14 protein-coding genes and 1 pseudogene are annotated in these 20,934 nt (G+C 35.1%); 10 read left to right on the top strand and 5 right to left on the bottom strand.

All coding sequences use genetic code 11. The annotated features are described in order from the left end of the window. Positions 1-634 precede the first annotated feature (634 nt). From AC57AW_RS17815 to AC57AW_RS17805, 3 genes are read left to right on the top strand one after another with little or no spacing between them, the layout of a single operon-like run. Positions 635-1,486, top strand: coding sequence for a hypothetical protein (locus tag AC57AW_RS17815; RefSeq protein ID WP_496352950.1), 852 nt, complete (start codon positions 635-637; stop codon positions 1,484-1,486). Positions 1,487-1,488: 2 nt separating this feature from the next. Beyond that, on the top strand, positions 1,489-2,907 hold the full coding sequence (locus AC57AW_RS17810) for a hypothetical protein (protein ID WP_496352949.1): 1,419 nt from the start codon (positions 1,489-1,491) through the stop codon (positions 2,905-2,907). Position 2,908: 1 nt separating this feature from the next. Beyond that, positions 2,909-5,536 carry a pyocin knob domain-containing protein gene (locus AC57AW_RS17805; protein ID WP_496352948.1) on the top strand — a complete coding sequence of 876 codons (2,628 nt, stop codon included), beginning with the start codon at positions 2,909-2,911 and terminating at the stop codon, positions 5,534-5,536. Between the two features lie 305 nt (positions 5,537-5,841). Here AC57AW_RS17805 and AC57AW_RS17800 read toward each other — a convergent pair whose 3' ends face one another. Further along, a complete protein-coding gene (locus AC57AW_RS17800) occupies positions 5,842-6,558 on the bottom strand; it encodes a hypothetical protein (RefSeq protein ID WP_496352947.1) in 717 nt (238 codons plus the stop codon). Between the two features lie 763 nt (positions 6,559-7,321). Here AC57AW_RS17800 and AC57AW_RS17795 point away from each other — a divergent pair. Beyond that, on the top strand, positions 7,322-7,993 hold the full coding sequence (locus AC57AW_RS17795) for a hypothetical protein (RefSeq protein WP_496352946.1): 672 nt from the start codon (positions 7,322-7,324) through the stop codon (positions 7,991-7,993). An 85-nt stretch (positions 7,994-8,078) separates the two neighbouring features. On the opposite strand, the gene AC57AW_RS17790 is transcribed toward AC57AW_RS17795, so the two are convergent. Both AC57AW_RS17790 and AC57AW_RS17785 read right to left on the bottom strand, forming a co-directional pair. Further along, the gene (locus AC57AW_RS17790) at positions 8,079-11,030 is read right to left on the bottom strand and encodes a type I restriction enzyme HsdR N-terminal domain-containing protein (protein WP_496352945.1); all 2,952 of its coding nucleotides are present in this window, start codon (positions 11,028-11,030) and stop codon (positions 8,079-8,081) included. Between the two features lie 164 nt (positions 11,031-11,194). Next, the gene (locus AC57AW_RS17785; protein ID WP_002977873.1) at positions 11,195-11,428 is read right to left on the bottom strand and encodes a helix-turn-helix domain-containing protein; all 234 of its coding nucleotides are present in this window, start codon (positions 11,426-11,428) and stop codon (positions 11,195-11,197) included. A 214-nt stretch (positions 11,429-11,642) separates the two neighbouring features. On the opposite strand from AC57AW_RS17785, the gene AC57AW_RS17780 reads away from it, so the two are divergent. The 3 genes and pseudogenes from AC57AW_RS17780 to AC57AW_RS17770 all read left to right on the top strand — a co-directional run bounded on the left by AC57AW_RS17780 (position 11,643) and on the right by AC57AW_RS17770 (position 13,735). Further along, positions 11,643-12,188: a hypothetical protein gene (locus AC57AW_RS17780; protein ID WP_496352944.1), complete on the top strand. Its 546-nt coding sequence runs from the start codon at positions 11,643-11,645 to the stop codon at positions 12,186-12,188. A gap of 575 nt (positions 12,189-12,763) precedes the next feature. Further along, positions 12,764-13,276, top strand: a pseudogene (locus AC57AW_RS17775) (GNAT family N-acetyltransferase); the annotation flags it as partial. Continuing rightward, positions 13,259-13,735 carry a GNAT family N-acetyltransferase gene (locus tag AC57AW_RS17770; protein ID WP_496353890.1) on the top strand — a complete coding sequence of 159 codons (477 nt, stop codon included), beginning with the start codon at positions 13,259-13,261 and terminating at the stop codon, positions 13,733-13,735. The pseudogene AC57AW_RS17775 and the gene AC57AW_RS17770, both read left to right, overlap by 18 nt. On the opposite strand, the gene AC57AW_RS17765 is transcribed toward AC57AW_RS17770, so the two are convergent. After that, on the bottom strand, positions 13,727-14,584 hold the full coding sequence (locus tag AC57AW_RS17765) for a LysR family transcriptional regulator (protein WP_496352943.1): 858 nt from the start codon (positions 14,582-14,584) through the stop codon (positions 13,727-13,729). The genes AC57AW_RS17770 and AC57AW_RS17765 overlap by 9 nt on opposite strands. Positions 14,585-14,796: 212 nt before the next feature. Between AC57AW_RS17765 and AC57AW_RS17760 the strand changes: the two genes are divergently transcribed. The 3 genes from AC57AW_RS17760 (at position 14,797) to AC57AW_RS17750 (ending at position 19,647) form a co-directional block, all read left to right on the top strand. Next, entirely contained in the window at positions 14,797-17,301 is a 2,505-nt protein-coding gene (locus AC57AW_RS17760) for a PIG-L family deacetylase (protein ID WP_496352942.1), read from the top strand. Positions 17,302-17,401: 100 nt separating this feature from the next. Beyond that, positions 17,402-19,093 carry a sodium:solute symporter family protein gene (locus tag AC57AW_RS17755; RefSeq protein WP_496352941.1) on the top strand — a complete coding sequence of 564 codons (1,692 nt, stop codon included), beginning with the start codon at positions 17,402-17,404 and terminating at the stop codon, positions 19,091-19,093. Between the two features lie 35 nt (positions 19,094-19,128). Further along, the gene (locus tag AC57AW_RS17750; RefSeq protein ID WP_496352940.1) at positions 19,129-19,647 is read left to right on the top strand and encodes a DUF2911 domain-containing protein; all 519 of its coding nucleotides are present in this window, start codon (positions 19,129-19,131) and stop codon (positions 19,645-19,647) included. A gap of 167 nt (positions 19,648-19,814) precedes the next feature. On the opposite strand, the gene AC57AW_RS17745 is transcribed toward AC57AW_RS17750, so the two are convergent. Next, positions 19,815-20,777 carry a LacI family DNA-binding transcriptional regulator gene (locus tag AC57AW_RS17745; RefSeq protein WP_496352939.1) on the bottom strand — a complete coding sequence of 321 codons (963 nt, stop codon included), beginning with the start codon at positions 20,775-20,777 and terminating at the stop codon, positions 19,815-19,817. Positions 20,778-20,934: the final 157 nt, after the last annotated feature.

The raw sequence follows: 20,934 nt of genomic DNA, 5'->3' as shown, positions 1-20,934 counted from the left end.
GCATTTAGATTAATGTGTTTACAATGACTGGTCATAACTAATATAAATGACGTCACTTGCATTAGAGTGGCGTCATTTGGATGCTTGTGGTCAGGACGCATTATCTTCAAACACTTTGATTGATGATTAGATTTGTTTGAGCTTGTTGAATGGGAAGTTTACTGCAACTACAGAATGGAGAGACCAAAAAACTTTCACAGAAGCTTTAAAAACAAGAATTTTGAACATTGTAATTGCAGAACAATATCATTCCGTTTCACAAAAACAAGTCTACTGCAACTACAGAATGGAAAGGTCAAAAAACTTTTATAAGAGCAAAAGAAAAATGAAATTTGAGCTCTGAAGAATATGAATAATCATTGAATTCAAAAAATACTATACTAAGAGAGTGATCAGGAAGTATTGTAGAAAAAATGTAGTGATGCTGTTGATGTCAAATAAAGTTATAAGCATTGACAAAACGTATGGTTTTCTTGATGATGCATAAATAATTCACTAATTGACGGGGTGATAAAAGAAGAGCAAAACCAAAAATCACTCAAAAATATAGAATTCCATTCAAAATGATCAGCCTGTGAATAAAATAGGTTTCCGAATGATCAACTGTATCAAAAACTAATTTTCAATAATCAAAATGAGTATACCATTAAATATAATTTTCAGTTGGTTTGAAAAAGGTGATATTCCTACAGAGTATCAATTTAAGCAGACCTTTTCTTCATTCCGCCATTTAGATGAAAAAATCAAAATGGATGAGGTGGCAGGCTTATATGAAGCTTTTCAAAAAACACTGCCTGTCCTTACTTTTACTAATCATCTTGAAGATGAAAACGCACATATTTCAGTGCTGGCAAAACGTAATGCATCTAATCTTACGGATGCCAATGTAGAGGAATGGAAAGAAAAATTAAAAATCAGATTAGCCGCTACTATCGATGGTAGTGAAGAGACTGGGAATGTCTTTACAAAAGAGCAGATCAGAGAAATAGTCAATGTATTTCAGGCAAAAGATGATGAAATGCTTGAATATATTAGGAGAATTAATGAAATATTAGCTTCTGATGATGCCAATCTTGATGAACTTCAGGAAATCGTAGACTATATCAAAGACAACAGGGAACAGATAGAATTGCTTAAAGAGGCTGTTGCCAGAAGCATTTCAGATGATAAAATCAACCTTGTCGGGATTTATTCAAACTGGGGTGCTGTTACTTATCAAAATCAGTTTAATGATTTAGTCTACAGTAAAATTAAAAATATCGAAGACGCGGCCAGCGCCGAAAAAATTAAACATGAAGAGAGAGTTAGAGGAGACTCCAGGATAAAACATGATCTTGATACCCTAAGTTTTGTAATTGATGCTTACGACACTGTTACAATGTTTACAATACCCATTAAGGTAAGAAGAATAGACACCAATACTATAGAAGTGCTATTTGACTCATTACCACCCAATATAATTCAGTTAACAATTAAAAAAATATAATTATGGACATTAAATACGCTTATTATCGAAGCTCTGTTGGATATAAAATAGAGGGGAAAACAGACAATGATATTTTAACCGCTGGAGGCGGAACAAGAGGAATCAATTCTTTTTGGCATGATGGAAACTTAAATCCGTTAGATTACGTACCAAAAACGCGAACTTTAACAATTAACGGTACAGCCTATGATTTGTCAGCAAACAGATCATTTACAACACCAGATACCATTACCCGTCTGAAAGGGGGTACATCCGGTACATTGGTTTCCGGAGATGTTACCCTTGCAGCAGGTGCTAATATGGCCGTTAACCAGACCGGAAATACAATCACATTAGTCTCTACGGACACAACCTACAGCGCAGGGAATGGTTTGACATTGTCAGGAACTTCATTTTCCTTACCGGTTACTACTTCAGGTACAGGAAATGTGGTTACGGGAATTACCCAGACAACCAATGGATTAACGGTGAATCTGGGTTCTATGCCTACTTCATCAGATTTGGCTAATTATATTCCGGTATCACAAAAAGGAGCCGCAAATGGGGTTGCTGCACTGGATGCTTCAGGACTGGTACCTGCATCTCAATTGCCATCTTATGTAGATGATGTTTTGGAGGGATATTATAAAGCTGCTGACGGAAAATTTTACAAAGAAGCGGGTTATACTACCCTTATTGCTGGTGAGACAGGTAAAATTTATGTATCTCTTGATACCAACAAAACGTACCGATGGACTGGAACAACGTTCGTTTATATCACCTCTGGGGCTGTAGATTCTGTAAATGGATTAACGGGTGTTGTAGTCTTAAACAAATCTCATGTAGGCTTAGGGAATGTTGATAACACGGCAGATGCAGCGAAAAATGTTCTTTCCGCTACAAAATGGGCTACAGTACGAACGATTACACTTTCAGGTGTTACCGCCACGGCACAAAACATTGATGGTTCCGGAAATGTAACGGTACCTATTACGGCTGTTCCTGCGACATTATTAACTGGAACTGCAGCAGTCAATACAACCGGATCAGCTGCAAAATTAACAACACCAAGAACAATTTCTGCTTCAGGTGACGCTACATGGACAGCAACTTTTGATGGTTCAGCAAATGCTACTTCAGCGTTGACATTAGCTGCAACAGGAGTAACTGCCGGAACTTATGATGAGGTGACTGTTGACTCTAAAGGTAGAGTAACCGCTGGAAGTAATAATGTAAAATCATATACAACTGCTATTTCCGGAACAGCAGGTGTGGTACACAATTTAGGGACTAGAAATGTAGATGTTGCCATGTATGATACGGTAACCTTTTACAAAATAGATGGTAGAATAAAATTAACCGATCCGAATAAAATAGATGTTGAATTTGATTCTGCTTTACCTAATGCTGTATCCATAACAGTAACGCGTAAAGATATTTAACATGGATGTAAAATACGCATATTATAACACTTCTAAAGGCTATAAAGTAACGGGCGGCACAGCTGCCCAGTTTTTAAAGGCAGATGGTTCTCTGGATAACAACTCTTATGTTAATAAATCAGGAGACACGATGAGTGGCACGCTCACATTAAATCAGGCCGTAAGCAGTACAATAAGAAAAGATTTATCTTCGATAACGGCAGCATCAGGGTTTACCAGAGATATTTTACAGTTAGCAGGTTCTAATGGCGTAGTGGATACTGTTGCGTGGTTTGGCGCAGTAGAAGCAGATGGAACTGTAAAGATGTCGTATGGTTATTTCGGTGCAACAACTTACAATGCTACTAAGGCGCTCCTCTGGACATCAGATCAGAGAGTAGGAATTGGATTAAGTGGATCATCATTACCGCTGGATGGATATAGGCTGCATGTTTCCGGGAATAGTTATACATCCGGTAATATAGGAGTAGCAGGAATAATTAACAGTACAGCGGGTGAACTTCAGGTTCAAAGGCAGGGAGTAAACAGAATTAGAACAGGTTCTGCATTTACATTAATTTCAGGAGATGGAGCTTCGGGAATCGTTTATTTAAGACCTCAGGGAGATTCAACAAGTGCAGGTCAGGTAGTGATCAATGCTAATAACACTCAGTTTGTAGATGCTTATAATTTGTTATTTGGCAGTCAAACGGCTGCAGGATCTTCTATTTTCCATACTAATATGGCTAATTCTACCCATGGTTATGGGATGTGGTTAGCCCATAATTTACAATTTGATGGTACTGATTTTATCCAGCCAAGAGGATCATTAAATTCATTGGGACTTACAGTGAATAACCATAAAACTTTTTCATTTAATTATGGGAGCGCCACTGGTACCAATGGTAGTGTTCCTGCATTAACTGAGGTCGTGAAAATTAGTAATACCGGTAAAATTACAACGTTAAATGACGGAACTTCTTCTGATTGGATATCAGCATATAATACAGGTCTTGTTTACAGAGGTGTTTTAGGTCCTACCGTAGATTTAAACAGTATTACTTCTACAGGATGGTGGGTTCAGACAGGAAATGCAAATGCTACTTCTGCAAATAATTATCCTGCAGGTTTAGCAGGTCAATTAAGAGTTTACTATACTTCAACACATATCGTTCAGGAATATACTACTTATGCTAATAATAATGATGTGTACAGGAGGTACTACTTTAGTGGAACCTGGTATCCCTGGACAAAAGATTGGGATTCAAATGATTTTTCTGCAGCCAATATAAACAACTGGAATACCGCATTTAATTGGGGAAATCACGCTAATGCAGGATATCTTTCCAATGCTGTATTATCTAATTACTACACAAAAAGTGAGTCTTTAAATACATTCGTTGGGAAAAATGGAGTAGAAACAATAAGCGATACCAAGACATTTACCCATAGCCCTGTTATTCCGGCAGGAACTTTAGAGACTCATGCAGTCAACATAAAACAGCTAAATACAAAAGCTAATGGTCAGGAAAATGCTATGGCTGTGGGATTTTCGTCCGGAAATGTACCTACTTCAGATGGAAATGCATTTCCGTATATGTATCATAGCTCGGGATTATATGTAGCATTGGCAACACAGTCTTATGTACAAACAAACTTTTTAAGTACCCCGAATGGTACATCCGTTGTTATTTCAGGTTCAAATCTGAATAATTACCTTAAAACAGGCTTTTACAGGGGAGTGGGATTAGCCAATGCGCCTTTAAATAATAACGGCTGGTGGTATGTGGCCATTGAAACCCACGATGGTACCTGGGTAAAGCAGACTGCAACTTCATTTGGGTCAAGTAATACGGGGAATATAACCTACCAAAGGACTATGAGCGGAGGCAGCTGGTCTAATTGGGCGCAAATCTGGACTACTCAGGATTTTAGCATAGGAAGTATTCAGCAATGGAATTATATGGCTCAGTACGGATTACAGCTCAATTCGGACTTTACAGTAAATACCGGATCAGGTTTAGCAATTTCAGATAACCATATGAATACTGGTGAGTCAGGTATTGTAGATATTCATCAGAAAAGATTTTTAGCAACCAAACGAAATGAATATTATTTTTATGGTTCTGAGTATAATGGATTTGGAGGGTTGAATTTTCATACGGAGTCAAGTAGCTTCGGAATGGGAAGAGAGGCTAATAAGGATGATAAGTTAACAGTAGAAGGCACCATAAAAGCCAGTAAGAATTTTAAATCTGAGGATGAAAACCCGGATACAATGTTTATTCCTAATGGCAGAACAGCGAGTCTCAAAGATGAAATTATTAATGATCAGTCTGATCCTAAGAACTATGCCGTTAGATTAGATCCACATGAATATGAGTTCTCTTCCAGCAATCTTAGCATAGATGATAGAAACAGGCTTATCCATGTTATTGGAGAACAGATTAAAATGGTGGTTAATTTCAAAGAAATTTATCCCAAACAGCAGATCGTTATTTATAACTTTGACAGTGGAGGTACCATGGGAGTTGATGTATATGGCAAAAGAATATATAATATTAGCCCAAACTGTTTCCTTAGATTGTATGTAACAAAATCACGAAGAATAATTGCAGAACAGGAACAGGTCTGTAAGTTTATCTGGTAAGAAATAGAATAGTTATTCTACGGAATACAGATTAAAAACTTCTTACAATACTGTAAGATAAAACCCACAGTCAGAAGATGAAAGTCTTCAGATTGTGGGTTTTTGTGTTGTATTACATGAGAGCGGCAAATATAAAATGAGTGTTTTCTACTAGGGAATAAATTGCTTGAATAAGATTTTTTTGTCTCCCAAATTGAAGCACATAAAGAGCTATTAACGAATATAAAAAAATCACCACTTTAAATAAGTGGCGATTGTATTGTGTGCGGCCTCGGTGGGCTATCTTATACCTTATCTCTTTGTTTTTATTTTAGATCCTCAAATTCCAGATAGAGTATTTCAGGATTGCTAAAATTGATGTTTTTATATTCTTTAGTACCCGTACATTTTTCTGATAAAGATTGAGTTTCTTTAGCTTTACTGGTAACCATTGCTATTTCACCATTCTGTAATAAAGTTGCTACAGCCTTATTTTTGATATCTATTTTTGAAAGTTCATCAAAGTCCGGACGATTTAAGATCTGATGCGCTAAAAACTGCTGCTTTTGATCTCCAAATAAAATATAGTGGCAAGGTTGGCCTTCGCTTTTGTCTTTATTTAATTGATGGAAATACAGTACTTTGGTAATTTCCACTTGCGCATCCTTGATGATCAGCTCTCCGCCCCGTTCAAAATGACCACGGTAAATATTAGCTTTAAATGTTTTTATATCATTCATAATACCTGGAAGAACAAATTTTTCAGGTTCTATGGTATACAGTTTAACCTCAGGATGGGTCAGCTGATCTTTTTTATAACTTAAGGTAGAAGTCTGATCCAACTGAATTTTCAGAATGACCTGATAATCATGGGGAGCATAAAAAAGCGGAAGATGAGATGCATATTGAGTATCGTTTCCCAGTAAAACCATACCGTGAATTCCCGGATGGTCTTTCATATCATGTTGTTGAGAAAAAAGAGCCACTGAGCTGTTCAGCAGAAACATAAGGATAATGCGGGATAAAATAGGGTAACTATTCATTTCTTGTTTACAATATTTTTGCAAAGATACATTCGAAACCCCTATTAGAATCTCACTAAAAGAGTATGTTTTTATGATATTTCCCCAGAAAGAACATACAGCAGCCAAAGACCCCCTGGGATAAAAATGATCACAAGAGCCGAAGGATATGTTTGAAATTATTTTTTGAGTAAAAAGATTAGCCCAAAGTATAGGAATAATTCTGCTTTATTTTAAGTGATCAAAGTGATGAGGCTGTCCCAAGAGTGTCATTCTGAACACTGGTTGAAAATCTGCGAACGTAGTTCAGAAATGCAGTGAAGAATCTCATGTGTTTGGTTATCAATAAGATTCTTCCTTCGTTAGAAATCGAAGATTCGACGTAGTCAATGACAAAGCCAAATTATTTAACTTTTGAGACAGCCTCTAATGAAGCTTTATGATTATCCATACGCTTCAACGAATCAACATAGTTGATTCTATCCTTAGCTCCCTGAAGATATGCAAAATAAAGCTAAAACTTTGCGTTAGAAAAACACGTCACCAGTACATTATATTTTGAATCAAAAAATCCTTAAAGAATGTCATTTTAGATAAAGATTTGCAAAAGAAGCAGAATTAACATTTTTATAAAATAGAATCAGGCACATCCAGGTATTTCATGTTGTATTTTTTTCTATATTTAAAAAAAGTAAGTATCTATTTTACTAATGTTTAGAAAAATGGCCTGTGTTTGTATTCTGCATTCTAAAACATGCCTGTAAATATAATTTAAAAGAAAACAATGCCGATAAACTCATTACCTCCGGACGGAGGCCTGTTATATAAAGAAACAGATATGGCTCACTTTTTCCCTGAGCCCTTAAACGCAATAACAGCTGTATTTTTTTTAGCCATAGCCATTTTCTGGACCCTTAAACTGAAGGGTAATTTCAAAAAATATCCTTTTTTAACCTATTGCCTGGTATTATTATATATTGGTGCCATAGGAGGAACGGTTTACCATTCATTCAGACAGTGGCCGGTATTTATTATGATGGATTGGCTGCCCATTATGGTATTATGTCTGTCTGCCGGGTTTTATTTTATAGCGCAGAGTACCAGATGGTATTATGCTGCTGTAATGGTTCTGGGGTATGCACTCCTTATGTTCGCTTTAAGAAACTGGATTTTGGCAGATAACCCTTCTCTTTTTATCAATGTCAATTATGCAATTATGGCTTCTTTTGTAGTTTTCTCGGTACTACGATATTTGATCTATACCCAATGGAAAGCTGGCCAATGGGTGGGCTTTGCTGTTTTGTCGTTTGTTTTTGCATTAACCTTCCGTATCGCTGATAAATGGGAATGGTTCAGTTTTGGAACCCACTTTTTATGGCATACTTTCGGGGCAATAGCGACGTTTTGTATGTTTAATTATATCAGTCTTACGCAGAATGTAATGAGAAAAATATAGGTGGGTTTCCTATGTTGTGTTAAGTTTCCCGACTTTGGAGCAAGGGATATTGAAAAAAGTTAGAGATGATTAAAAAAGATGAATTTTAATCAGTATTTTTTTTAATGATCTTTTCTAAATCATATCTAAGCAATTTATAAACCCAATTTCTAACAATACAAAAATCATCTGCTTTTGGGATTTTTATACCAGGTATCAAGTTAACCTTATCTCGGTTTTCATTTACCAAAATGATATCAAGTGAAAAAGGTCTTAAAAAAGAAATTTCGTCTTCTTCAAATGCTTTTTCAAGTGACTTATTATCAGTGTAATGAAAGTCAATTACCCCATTCTTAGAGGGACGATAGCTGAACATACCCCATTTAATAATATCAGAATCTTGCATATAGAAAAAGTATTCATGTGGTATATTTTTATAAAACAAAAATTTTTCTTTAAAAGTTGGGAAAAAATCTTCAACGAATTTTTGATAAGCAAATTCTAAATGTTTAAAAAAAGTCTCTATATATAATTTTGCCTGATCTTCACTGTATTGAAAAACTCTTACTTTATTAAAATTTTGGCCTTTAATTTCTTCACAATATTCTTTTGTTTGAATAATTGTTTTGTCGGGATATGGCAAATGATGATTTTCGACTTTATCATATCCTCTTTCAAGTAAAATGTTTACGATTTTAAACATTTTTTCAAAAATCCCAATTTCGCCTCCAAAAAATAGTTCAGGAATATCAATATTTGTTCTAAAGGCTTCTTCAATTTTTTGTTCAAGTTGAGGTGTAGCTAACCCTTTCCTATATGCATAATGAGAATATATTCTAAGTTTATATAGTTTATCCCTTAAATCTTTCAAATCTATGGGATATATTAAATTAAACCTTGGAATAAAGTAGTCATTTAATTTAAAATCATATCCTAATTTTTTATGGTAATAATATAGTATTAATGATACCTTTTCTAAAAGTAAAATATCGGAATCATATGTAATTAATTTATCACTTTGGACAATAATTTCTTTTAATTGCTTAAAAATATTTCTTTTTATAAGCTTGTCTTGATCTGAAATTAAAAAAGAGTTGATACTTCCGTGTACAGTATTAATTCCTAATTTTAAAAAACCATCATTATTCAAATCTAAGAAAAGATTTCTTAAATTTTCAAATCTAATTTTTTGTAATGAATCGGATTTTAAATGGAATAGGGCGTAACCTTCGCCTTTCAAAAGATCTTTAGGAAGGACAATCCCAATATTACCATCTGTTTTTGGATCAAATAATTTTTTGAATTTTTTGAATTTTTTTTCTAAGTAGGAATTATAGCCACTTACATATTTAAAAGCCTTATCCTCTTTAAATTTTATCAAAGTATACCTATGGGAAGTTTTAGCATTTTCGATATAAAAATTGATGGCGCTCTGACCAATGTAATTTTCATGAAACTCTTCAAGGATATTATAAAACTGAGCATCATTTAATAGGTCAAGTTTGTAAGTGTGGAAGCAAATAATATAATCTCGAACTTTAGAATAATAAAAATTTACATTATAAGACTCCTCTTTATTAGACCTAATAAGTATGTTTCTTGAAAAGAACTCTTCTGGTAAGTTATCATCAATCGCAAAATTTAATTTTTCTAAGAGATTATTGACATCCAATCCGTCATCTTTATACTTTTCTAATGAAGTATTATGATTCATTAGTATTCTTCCAACTTTTGCAAGAATTCTTATACCAGATTGAAAACGTAATTCTGTTTTTTCAAGAGACTCCTTGATATAGTTTTTGATTAATTCTTTGTCGTCTATTTTATCAGGGATTTGTTTATGATTATAAACTTCACTGAATATTCTTAAGAAAAATCCATTTCTTAATTCATTTGATAGGAGTTTAGAAATATCTCCTTTTAAATTGAAGCTATTTTTATATAGTAGAGTGATATCTTTAAGTTCATCGTCATTAAATTCTTTCAATAAGAATCCAGGATTATTATTTACATCACTTATTCTCTGATGGAATTTACACAGTTCTTCAAAAAGATGGGTATTTGTTCCTTTTATCTTTAAAATGCCATCCCAAATGTTTGATTTACAACTTATACAAATCTTAACTTGACTTAAGTTTCTACAGATAAGAGCTATTTCACTTAATTCTAATGAAAGATTTGGGTTAGTACTTTCATCTATTGCATCAATGAATATTAAAATTTTTTTATTTAAAAACCTTCCTAATTCATCAAGCTTTTTTAAAATTAGGCTACTGTCGCTTTTACTCGAAAAAACTCCATTTAAATCTTGAGCAATATGTTCTAGTGGTGATTTATTAATTATAGCAGCATTGTAAAAGAATACAAATTTATCTTCTAAATTTTGGATAGCTAATGAACACATTACATTTGTTTTGCCAACACCTGCATGCCCTACTATTCCAAAAAAAATTGCATCCGAGCTAATAAATTTATTAAAGACTGTTAATAATTCCTGTCTTTGATGGTAAAGTTCTTTCACAAATTTAGAAGACGGAGTATTAATATCTCCAACAATCGGTCCCATTCTATCTTGAATTTGATTCTTACAAAAGAATTTCAGATTTTCAGAAGAGAATGAAACAAACTTTTTAAGTGCCTCATATCTTATTCTTAGCTCCTCATCACTTGAAAGTGTATAATCATTTTTCCAAAAAGCTGATTCTTCTGAAATTTTTTTACCGGTTAATTCAGATCTGGATACAGAATCAAAAATTTTTGTTAGTTTTCCATTAGTAATTATAGTGAAAGGTGCTATATCGTCCAAAAGAGATCTTGCATATGAGATACCTTGATCTATATCATTTTGAGTTATAGAAATAGAGTCATTTTTTAATTCAATGATAAATAGATTTCTACCATTTCTCTTACATAAAATATCTGATCTTCCTTTAATAGTTTGTTGAGTTTTGCCAAGTCTTATGGTAAATGATTTTTCCAACGAAATCTCAGACTGGTCAAAACCCAAGTCATTCAAAAATGGTAAAAGTAATTTTCCTCTAATCTCTTCTTCGTTCATTAGTCTATTTTTAAATCATCTTAATAACTATGGGAATTAAGATAATATTCAAATATACAAATACATAAATGTTGTTGCAATAAATATTTATTTGATCATTGGATAAGTAATTAATGTATAATTAGAAGATTCTCTAAGAAAAAAAATCCCAACTTTCGTCAGGATTATTCATTTATAAGTTTAAAGAAATCAGATAAACTAATTTTTCTTGCTTCACATATTTTAAAAAGTGTTTCAACAGGTATTCTGTAAGTTTCTTCACTTTTAATTTTTCTAATAGTGCTTTCTTCTACACCATGATTTTTAGCAAAGGAATTTTGTGACTTGCCTTCTTGAAGCCAAGGTATTAACCATTTTTTTGTAATGTATGAACAAATTTTTTCGTTTATATCTGTCATAGAACAAATGAAATAATTAAATAATAAAAAATTACGGTCGATCGACCGTAATTAAATTTCTTTTCTTACATTTATAAAAAAATAACCCATTAAGGAAATTGAAGAAAGATAAAGCACTTCGCTTGAAAATAGCTTCAGCTATGATCTTAATGTGTCTTAATCGCTTAAAAATCTTAATGGTTAAGAAAAATTTCAACAATAAAAAATACAACACATGAAAAAAAGCAGAACAAATTTTGATCCTCAGTTTCGGGCAGAAAAGAAGAACTCCGGGTTGCAGCTGATGGAAACTTTCTTTCAGTTCAATGAGCTGGATGTTTCCAAAGAAAGACTCAGCAACATTATGAATTATGCAGTAAAGAGAAATAGCTGGATCAATGAAGATCCGGCGGTGATCTTTGAGTTTTACCAGTCGATGAGGTCGTTGATCCGGGCAGGATATCTCATGATGCTAAAGGACAGAAAATGGACGGTTGATACTCAGCCGGAGAAGATTTCCCCATTGGTTCTTGGCTTGCTTTCGGAGAAGGAATACCGGAATCCTCTGTTGGTTTTCAAAACAGCATTTAGGGAATACACCATCAAAGAATTTGATTACTTTATGTCCGGAATTGTCTATTTCTCAATGGGTGTCTATGAAAATCTACCGGAAAGGAATATCGTGATGCCCTACATTCATACCGTTAAAATACTGGATGCCTCACACCTTATTCTTCAAAGGAAGAGAGAAAAGAAGATGGCTGACACTACTTTAGAATAGGGGCAAATGCAAAACTTAGGAAATAGCATTACTTGTAGTATTTAAACCATTAAGAAAAATGAAGAGGATAAGATAAGTTAAGATTCATCTTTGATGAATGAAGAAGACAGCTTTATCAATAGCTTTAGCTATATTCTTAACTTTTCTTAACGGCTTAAAAAATCTTAATGCTTCAAATATATTCAATCATTTTTGAAACTGTTGATTCGTCGAAGCGTATGGATAAGGATATCACTTCATCAGCGATAAAGTCGCCTCGCTTTGCCTCCTTACAATAAAGCAGAATTAGTAATGAAACTTTGCGTTTCATCTTTGTAATCAATCAAAAACAGCTGAGAATAGTTTAAATCTTTATTGCCATATAACCTCAATCAAAAGGATATCCATTAATGCAAAAATCAAATCAAATAATCAAAAAATAGCATTTTTTCGCATTATTCAACTCGCTAATTTTGCTGCAATAAATTGATTGAGTTGAGTTGCGCCTTGGAACGATGCTGGACAAAGATTCTATCATCGTCTTGGGGCAAAAGAAAATAAGGATGGGTTGAATTACGAATGGAATGTATAAAGAAATGGAAATTAGCATAACAAAAATTAAGGAAAACGAAATAGCAGTATTACAGGAGATTGGCAAAAAAACGTTCTCTGAAACCTTCGCTGAGAATAATACAGAAGAAAGTATGACGCAATATCTTGAAACAAGTTTTGCAACGGAAAAGCTTAGTGCTGAGGTGAGCGATAAAAACTCTGAATTCTACCTGGCGAGGGTAGATGATAAGGTTATCGGATACTTAAAGCTCAACACCGGATCTTCACAAACAGAAAGTAAAGGTGATAATGCACTTGAAATTGAAAGGATATATGTTTCTAAAGATTTTCACGGAAAGAAAGTGGGGCAGGCCCTTTATGACAAAGCGATAGCTATTGCTAAGGAAAAAAATGTAGATTATGTTTGGTTGGGCGTTTGGGAAAACAATGTACGGGCGATTGGATTTTATGAGAAAAATGGATTTAAAGAATTTGACAAACATATTTTCAGACTTGGAAATGAAGAGCAGACCGATATTATGATGAAACTGGATTTGAAAACCAACGCATCGAAAATTAAATTTTTTGTAAAATCATTCGAAGAATTATCCACTATTGAACTCTACAAAATATTAAAATTAAGAAGCGAAATATTTATTATAGAACAAAACTGTGTGTATCAGGATATTGATGATAAAGATTTAAAATGCCATCATTTGATGGGTATGGTGGATGGAAATCTGGCAGGATATACCAGAATTGTTCCTCCCGGTTTAACGTATGAAGACGCTTCAATTGGCCGTGTGGTGATCGGTTCGGAGTATAGAGGGTTGGGACTGGGAAAACAGCTGATGGAACATTCTATCCAAGGCTGTAAAGATATTCTTAAGGAATCAACCATTCGAATCAGTGCGCAATTGTACCTGTTGAAATTTTACAATTTTCTTGGCTTCAAAGAAGTAGGAGAGTCTTATGATGAAGACGGAATTCCGCACATAGAAATGGTTTTACACTAATTCCAGAATGTTTTTTAGAATTGGATTAGGGTCGTCTTTTCGCCATTGAATGTACAAATCAGTAACAAAGGGAAGCGGTATAAATCGGATTCCGGTATTTTGATGAAGATGATAAGAATGCGGCAGAATTGAAATGCCTAATCCATTTTTAATCAGTGAAATAATCGTAGATCCAAACTCACAGCGAATATAGGATCCAAGATTGATTTTATAAAAATTGAGAACTTCCTGAACCAGTACATCGTAGCTGCTGCCGTCATCGCCTGTTGTTAAAAGAAATTTTTGCCCTTTCAATGTTTCTTCAGAAATATCAGCAAGGGTTTTAAAATGATGATTTTCGGGAACAACGAAAGATAGATTTTCATGGCATAATTTCTTTTCATTAATCGCTGAATACGTATTGACATCCCGTGAAAATGCCAGATCTATCTTGTAATTTTTAAGATAATCTTCCTGGATGTCATTCGTCAGCTGAAACAATTCCAGATTAAGATTGGGAAAAGCTACGGAAACTTTTTTTATAAAATCAGGCAGCACCGAAGAAGAAATAGAGTCGGGATGCGCAATTCTTATCGTTCCGGATTCACCTAAATGAATCTGTCTGGCCAACTGATGAAAAGATTCCATCTGGCTCAGTTCTTCACCCCATTTTTCCTGCAAAAACTTTCCTGCAGGAGTAAGTTTCACATTTCGCTTATCGCGGTAAAACAACTGAACACCCAGTTCACTCTCTAAAGACTGAATGTGTCGGCTCAGAGCAGATTGTGTAATATTCATTTTCGCGGACGTATTCCAGAAATGAAGCTCTTTTGCCAATGCCAGAAAATATTTAAGCTGTTGTATGTTCATTAATGCAAATTAATCATTAGTTGAGCAAATTTAACAAGTAAATTGAATTAAAAACCAGTCAAGCAAAAATTTTCTTATTGATAAGACTTCTTGCCATTTAACTTTAGGCATTAAAAACAATCGAAGTTGACATAGCAAAAAGAGTGTTGCTTTTTCTTTTAAAGTTGAAAGAGAAACGATTTACTTATATTTACCCCGCAAAGCAAATTCATATGTTCAAAAGAGTAATTACTGTATGTGTCCTTAGCTTTTATACGGTTTTTTGTTCGGCCCAGCAGGTTCGGCCTTCAAAATCATCTGAAATTTACCGTGAAATCAAAACCCTTAAACACCTTCCTAAAGTTTTATACCTTGCGGCTCACCCCGATGATGAAAATACAGGATTACTTTCCTGGTTAATCAACGACCAGAATGTAGAAACGGGTTATCTGTCTTTAACCAGAGGGGATGGCGGTCAGAATTTATTGGGTACAGAGCAAGGTGCTGCATTGGGATTAATCAGAACGCATGAGCTTTTGGAGGCAAGAAAGTTAGACGGCGCCCAACAGTTTTTTACCCGAGCGATTGATTTCGGGTTTTCTAAAAATACGACTGATACCTTTAAACAATGGGATGCAGACAGTATTACAGCGGATGTGGTTTGGGTTATCCGTCAATTCCGTCCGGATGTGATCATTTGTCGTTTTCCTCCTACTGCTGCGGCAGGTCACGGACAGCATGCGGCTTCGGCTGTGGTGGCAGAAAAAGCTTTTAAGCTGGCAGGTGATAAAAATGCTTTCCCGGATCAACTAAAATATGTGAATGTATGGCAGCCAAAACGCGTATTGTGGAATACTTTCCGATTTGGCGGGGTCAATACAACTGCTGAAAATCAACTGAAAGTTACCGTTGGGCAATATGATGCGCAATTGGGAATGGGTTACGGTGAACTGGCAGGATTAAGCAGAAGTTTACATAAAAGCCAGGGTGCGGGAACACAGTCTGTAGCCGGGATCAGAACCGAATATTTTTCACACGTTATCGGCGATCCTGCAAAAACAACCCTTTTTGATGGAGTAACTAAAACCTGGACTTTACAAGGAAATGCTGATATTGACCAGTCATTGGATAAAATTATTTCCGATTTCAATTTCAATAAGCCGGACCAGAGCTTGCCTGCGTTGCTTGCTTTGCGAAAAAAGGTCATGGCGATCAATGATTCAGACCTGAAAAAGGATAAAATTAAATCCCTTGACAATATTATTTTAAGCTGTGCCGGGTTTATGGGCGAGGTCGTTACCAATCAGGCTGAAGCTGTTGCCGGGGATAAACACAATTTTAGGCTGAATTTGATTTCAAGAGCTGTCAATCCTGTCGTTCTGGAAAATGTAAAATGGTTAAGCCAATCTGAAAGCTTTAACAGAGCACTATCAAAAGATTCTTTAATTACTATTCAGCATGACATCCAGATTCCTGCAGATGCAGCGCTCACAGAACCTTATTGGTTAGCAAAACCAGCCAAGGATGCAGCTACTTTTTCAGTGCCGAATGATACTTTAATCGGTTTGCCAGAGGCAGAATCCCCACTCAATGTTTTGCTTGGTTTAAAAATCGGTTCGGAAAAGTTTCAGGTTAAACTTCCTTTATCTTTCAAGAAATTAGATCCGGTGCGAGGTGATGTGGTAGAAGCCTTGCGTATTGTTCCTGCATTGGAACTGAAATTTACACAACCCCTTTATCTGGTCAAAGAAAACGAAGATTTACATTTGAGCTTAAATGTTAAGGTTAATTCCACCAAACAGTTCAACAATGGTAAAGTAAACCTGATGTATAACGGAGAGCGATTAGGCGGCGGTGATTTAAAATCGATCAATGGGAAAGATTTTACCGTTGATTATGTTATTCCAAAAAATAAATTAGCCTCAATAAACTCATCTCGTTTACAATTGGATGCCAATTTTGTTGCAGATGGAGTTACTTATAATAAAAAACAAATATTAATTCAGTATCCGCATTTGCCTTCCTTACAATATTTTGCACCTGCTGCTGTAACCGTAATGAAAGGTGATATTCAGACGAAAGTTAAAAAAGTGGGTTATATAGAAGGTGCCGGAGATTTTATTCCTGATTTTCTGCGCATTGCAGGTATTCAGGTAGATGTCCTTAAAGACGAAGATTTTTATGGCAGCACAGATGAATCCGGCGGAAATGGCAGTCAAAACAAGCTGTCTCAATATGATGCCATCGTATTGGGTATTCGTGCCAATAACACGGAAAAAAAGCTGGGTCGCTGGATGCCGTTTTTATGGTCTTATGCAAAAGCCGGAGGGAATTTGGTGATGCAGTATAATACCAACCAGGATACAACCGTTGACAAATTGGGAATGTACAATTTCAGTATTGCCAATAAGCGTGTTACCGAAGAAAATGCTGAGGTTACGTTTTTAAATCCAAATCATAAATTACTGAACTTCCCAAACAAAATTACTGCAGATGATTTTAAAGGCTGGGTACAGGAGCGTGGCGCCTATTTCCCTGCTCAATGGGATGCTGCATATGAACCGCTTTTTGAAATGCATGATACCGATGAAGAGCCTCTGCAGGGATCAACTTTATATGCAAAATACGGGAAGGGGAATTTTATTTATACACCGTTGGCATTTTTCAGACAGTTACCTGCTGGAAATGTTGGGGCGGCACGTCTATTTTTAAACTTTTTATCTGCACAGAAAAACTGATGAATAAGAAACTTAAAAATTGGAATACCTGGTATATACTATTGGCAGCTGCATTAGTATTACAGATCGCATTTTATTATTGGTTTACTAAATTCTGGGCATGAGTACTATAGATTGGACAGTTCTTATTTTTACACTCGTTGTAGTGGTGGTGTATGGCGTATTCATCGGCCGTGGCCAAAAAAGCAATGAATCCTACCTGAAAGCAGATAACAAAATGCCCTGGTATATTGTGCTTATTGGTATTATGGCGACGCAGGCAAGTGCTATTACATTTCTTTCAGCGCCGGGCCAGGCTTATACGGACGGGATGCGTTTCGTTCAGTATTACTTTGGGCTGCCTTTGGCGATGATTGTGATCTGTATTACTTTCATACCGATTTTTCAGCGCTTGAATGTTTATACGGCTTATGAATATTTAGAAAACCGTTTTGATAAAAAAACAAGAGTACTTACTTCACTGCTTTTTCTTTTTTCCAGAGGCTTATCAACGGGAATCAGTATTTACGCTCCAAGTATCATCTTATCAAGCGTTTTAAACTGGAATATTTATTTAACCAATGTTTTAACAGGGGGAATTCTGTTGATTTATACCTATGTTGGCGGTGCCAAAGCAATCGCTCACACCCAAAAATTACAGTTTCTTATTATTCTGGGAACAATGGCTTTTGCAGGTTTTCTGCTCATTCAGAATATGCCTAACGGAATTGGGTTTAAGGATGCGCTTTATCTGGCGGGGAAATCCGGGAAGCTTAATGTAATTACTACAGAATTTGATTGGAAAGATAAATACAATATCTGGAGTGGCTTAATTGGTGGTTTTTTTCTGGCACTTTCTTACTTTGGGACGGACCAGAGTCAGGTGGGCAGGTATATTACTGCGAAAGATAATACCAACGCCAAAATGGGCTTGCTGTTGAACGGATTGGTTAAAATTCCGATGCAGTTTGCTATTCTTCTGATTGGTGCTTTGCTTTTCGCATTCTTTTCTCTGAAACCGGCTCCGATTTATTTTAACGAACGCTCTTATCAATATTTAAAGGAAACAAAACCAGAACAGGCTGCCGTTTTTGAAAAAGAACATCAGGATTTGCAACTAAAATTTAATGCAGAATCGAAAGAAATTCTAAAGCTGAAAGAAACTCATTCTCCCCAACTTAATAAAACAATTCAGGATTTTAAAAACACACAAACCCAGGTGAAAGCACTTCACGGCAGGGTAGAAGAAGCTATTAATCATTCAAACTATAATGCGGAGAAAACGGATACGAATTACATTTTCCTGTATTTTGTGAAAAATACCTTGCCTGTAGGAATGATCGGATTACTGTTTGCCGTCATTTTTCTGGCCAGCTGGGGTTCCATTTCGGCAGCACTGAATTCTCTTGCCGCCTGCTCATTGAAGGATGTACATTTGATATTCAGAAAAGAAATGCCTAATGATGCAACCGAATTGAAGTACAGCCGTCTGCACACGCTGGCTTGGGGGATTTTCTCAATTGGTGTAGCCATGTTTGCCACGCAGATGGGTTCCCTTATCGAAGCGGTGAATGTATTAGGTTCTCTTTTCTACGGCCCGATATTGGGGATTTTTCTGGTTGCATTTTACTATAAAAAAATCACAGGCTCAAACGTATTTATTGCTGCAATTTTATCAGAAATTACGGTTATTGCCGTATATCAGTTTGATATCGTTTCTTTCCTTTGGCTTAATGTAATTGGGGCGGCAGCGGTCATTGTATTTTCTGCAATAGGGTTGCTGTTTTATAAGCAGAAAACAGTAAATTCGTAAACAAATAATAACAAAAACAAACAAATAAAAATATTATGAAAACGATTATTAAATCTGCTACTGTACTTTTTGCTGTAATGGCACTTTCAGTGAATGCGTTTGCACAGGATACTAAAAAACCTGCCAGCCCTCCGGCTACTGCTACAGGAAAAATTAAAGATGCAAACATTACCATAGCCTATAGCAGTCCTTCTGTTAAGGGGCGTACAATCTGGGGTGGTTTAGAAGCTTATAATAAAGTGTGGCGTGCAGGTGCTAATGAAGCAACTACTTTCGAAACGGATAAAGACGTTACCGTTCAGGGTAAAAAACTTCCTGCAGGTAAATACAGCTTTTTCTTAATCCCTAAAGAATCCGGAACCTGGACTGCAATTTTTAACAAAGAGCCAAAACAATGGGGTGCTTATAAATATGAAGAATCCAAAGATGCTTTGCGTGTTGATGTAAAAACAAAGGCTTTACCAGCAACACAGGAAACTTTAGTGTATAAAATAAACAATAATGGATTCACAATGGATTGGGATAAAATCTCAGTTCCTGTAGAAGTAAAATAAATGTAAATACAAGAAATTAAAATCCCGTTAATCCGGGATTTTTTTTGTTTGAAATTTTGATATGGTATCAAAGATTATCATTGTAATTTCAGTGATATTGACTGTCCTGTCTTACTTTGTAAACTGTATGTCATTTTAATTGATACATCATAATCTTATCAGGTAACTTATAGATGAAAAGTAGTATTGGGAGATTCGCCCTCCTTATTATTGATTAAGCTAATCAATTTTATTGTCGCAGAAGATCCCATTTCATATCCGTTATTAATTTGATATTCGTAGGTTTCATCAAGATATTTAGGAAGAGTTCCTTCGCTTATTGCGACTACTTTTTTATTGGTATTGTTGAGATTCCTTTTAATTAGTGAACTGTGAAGCCCCATTAATGTTTCATCACTCATTGCAAAAAAGCCATCAAACAATTCAATGTCTGATAATAAATCTAATTTCTGCTTGACGATGTCAGCTGACTTACCAAACACAATTTGTAATGAAATCTCCGTTTCTTGCTGGATTACTGCTCTGAAAGATTTTAATCTGCTTTGGGTTATTTCAAGATTTTCGTCACCAAAAATAGCCAATACATTTTTACAGCCATGATTGATCAGTTTCTTGGCAGATTGCTGAGAATTTTTCACATTGTCAAAAATTACTGTTTGAAAGAGATCCTGGGGAACGGTTTTATCAAAAATTACAACCGGAATATCCATATCTTTCACTTTTCTTAGATGTTCGCAATCTTTAGTTTCATTGGTTAAAGAAATTAAAATGCCATCTACTCTGGAATTAATGCAGGTTTCGATATGACCTTTTTCAGTCTCAAATGAATCGTTGGATGACAATATAAAAAATCTGTATCCCTCACCGTTTAATACCTGTGATATGCCATTTATAATTGATGGTACAAAAAACATGGTTATTTCTGGAACAATAAGACCAATTATTTTGGATGATTTCTTTCTGAAATTGATGGCAAAATCATTGGGAACATAATTAAATGTCTCTGCTGCTTCTCGTACTTTGATTTTCACAGAACTACTGATATCAGGATGATCCTTCAATGCTCTCGAAACAGTGGAGGTACTAATATTAAGCATTTCAGCAAGGTCTTTTATAGTCGTTCTTTTCATTTTGATTGTTCATCTCAATTATCGGGAGAAATTAGGAATAATTAATCATTAGTATTTTGTTAATATCTGTTAAATTAAAGCGATTAATTTCTTAATTAAATGTTAATGTGTTTAAAAGTTATCAACCGCAACCGTTTGCGCAACCGTTTGAAATTAA

The organism is Chryseobacterium sp. BGA-UO-ETr-SB22 (genome assembly GCF_059567885.1).
This window is presented reverse-complemented; position numbering and strand designations above follow the sequence as displayed.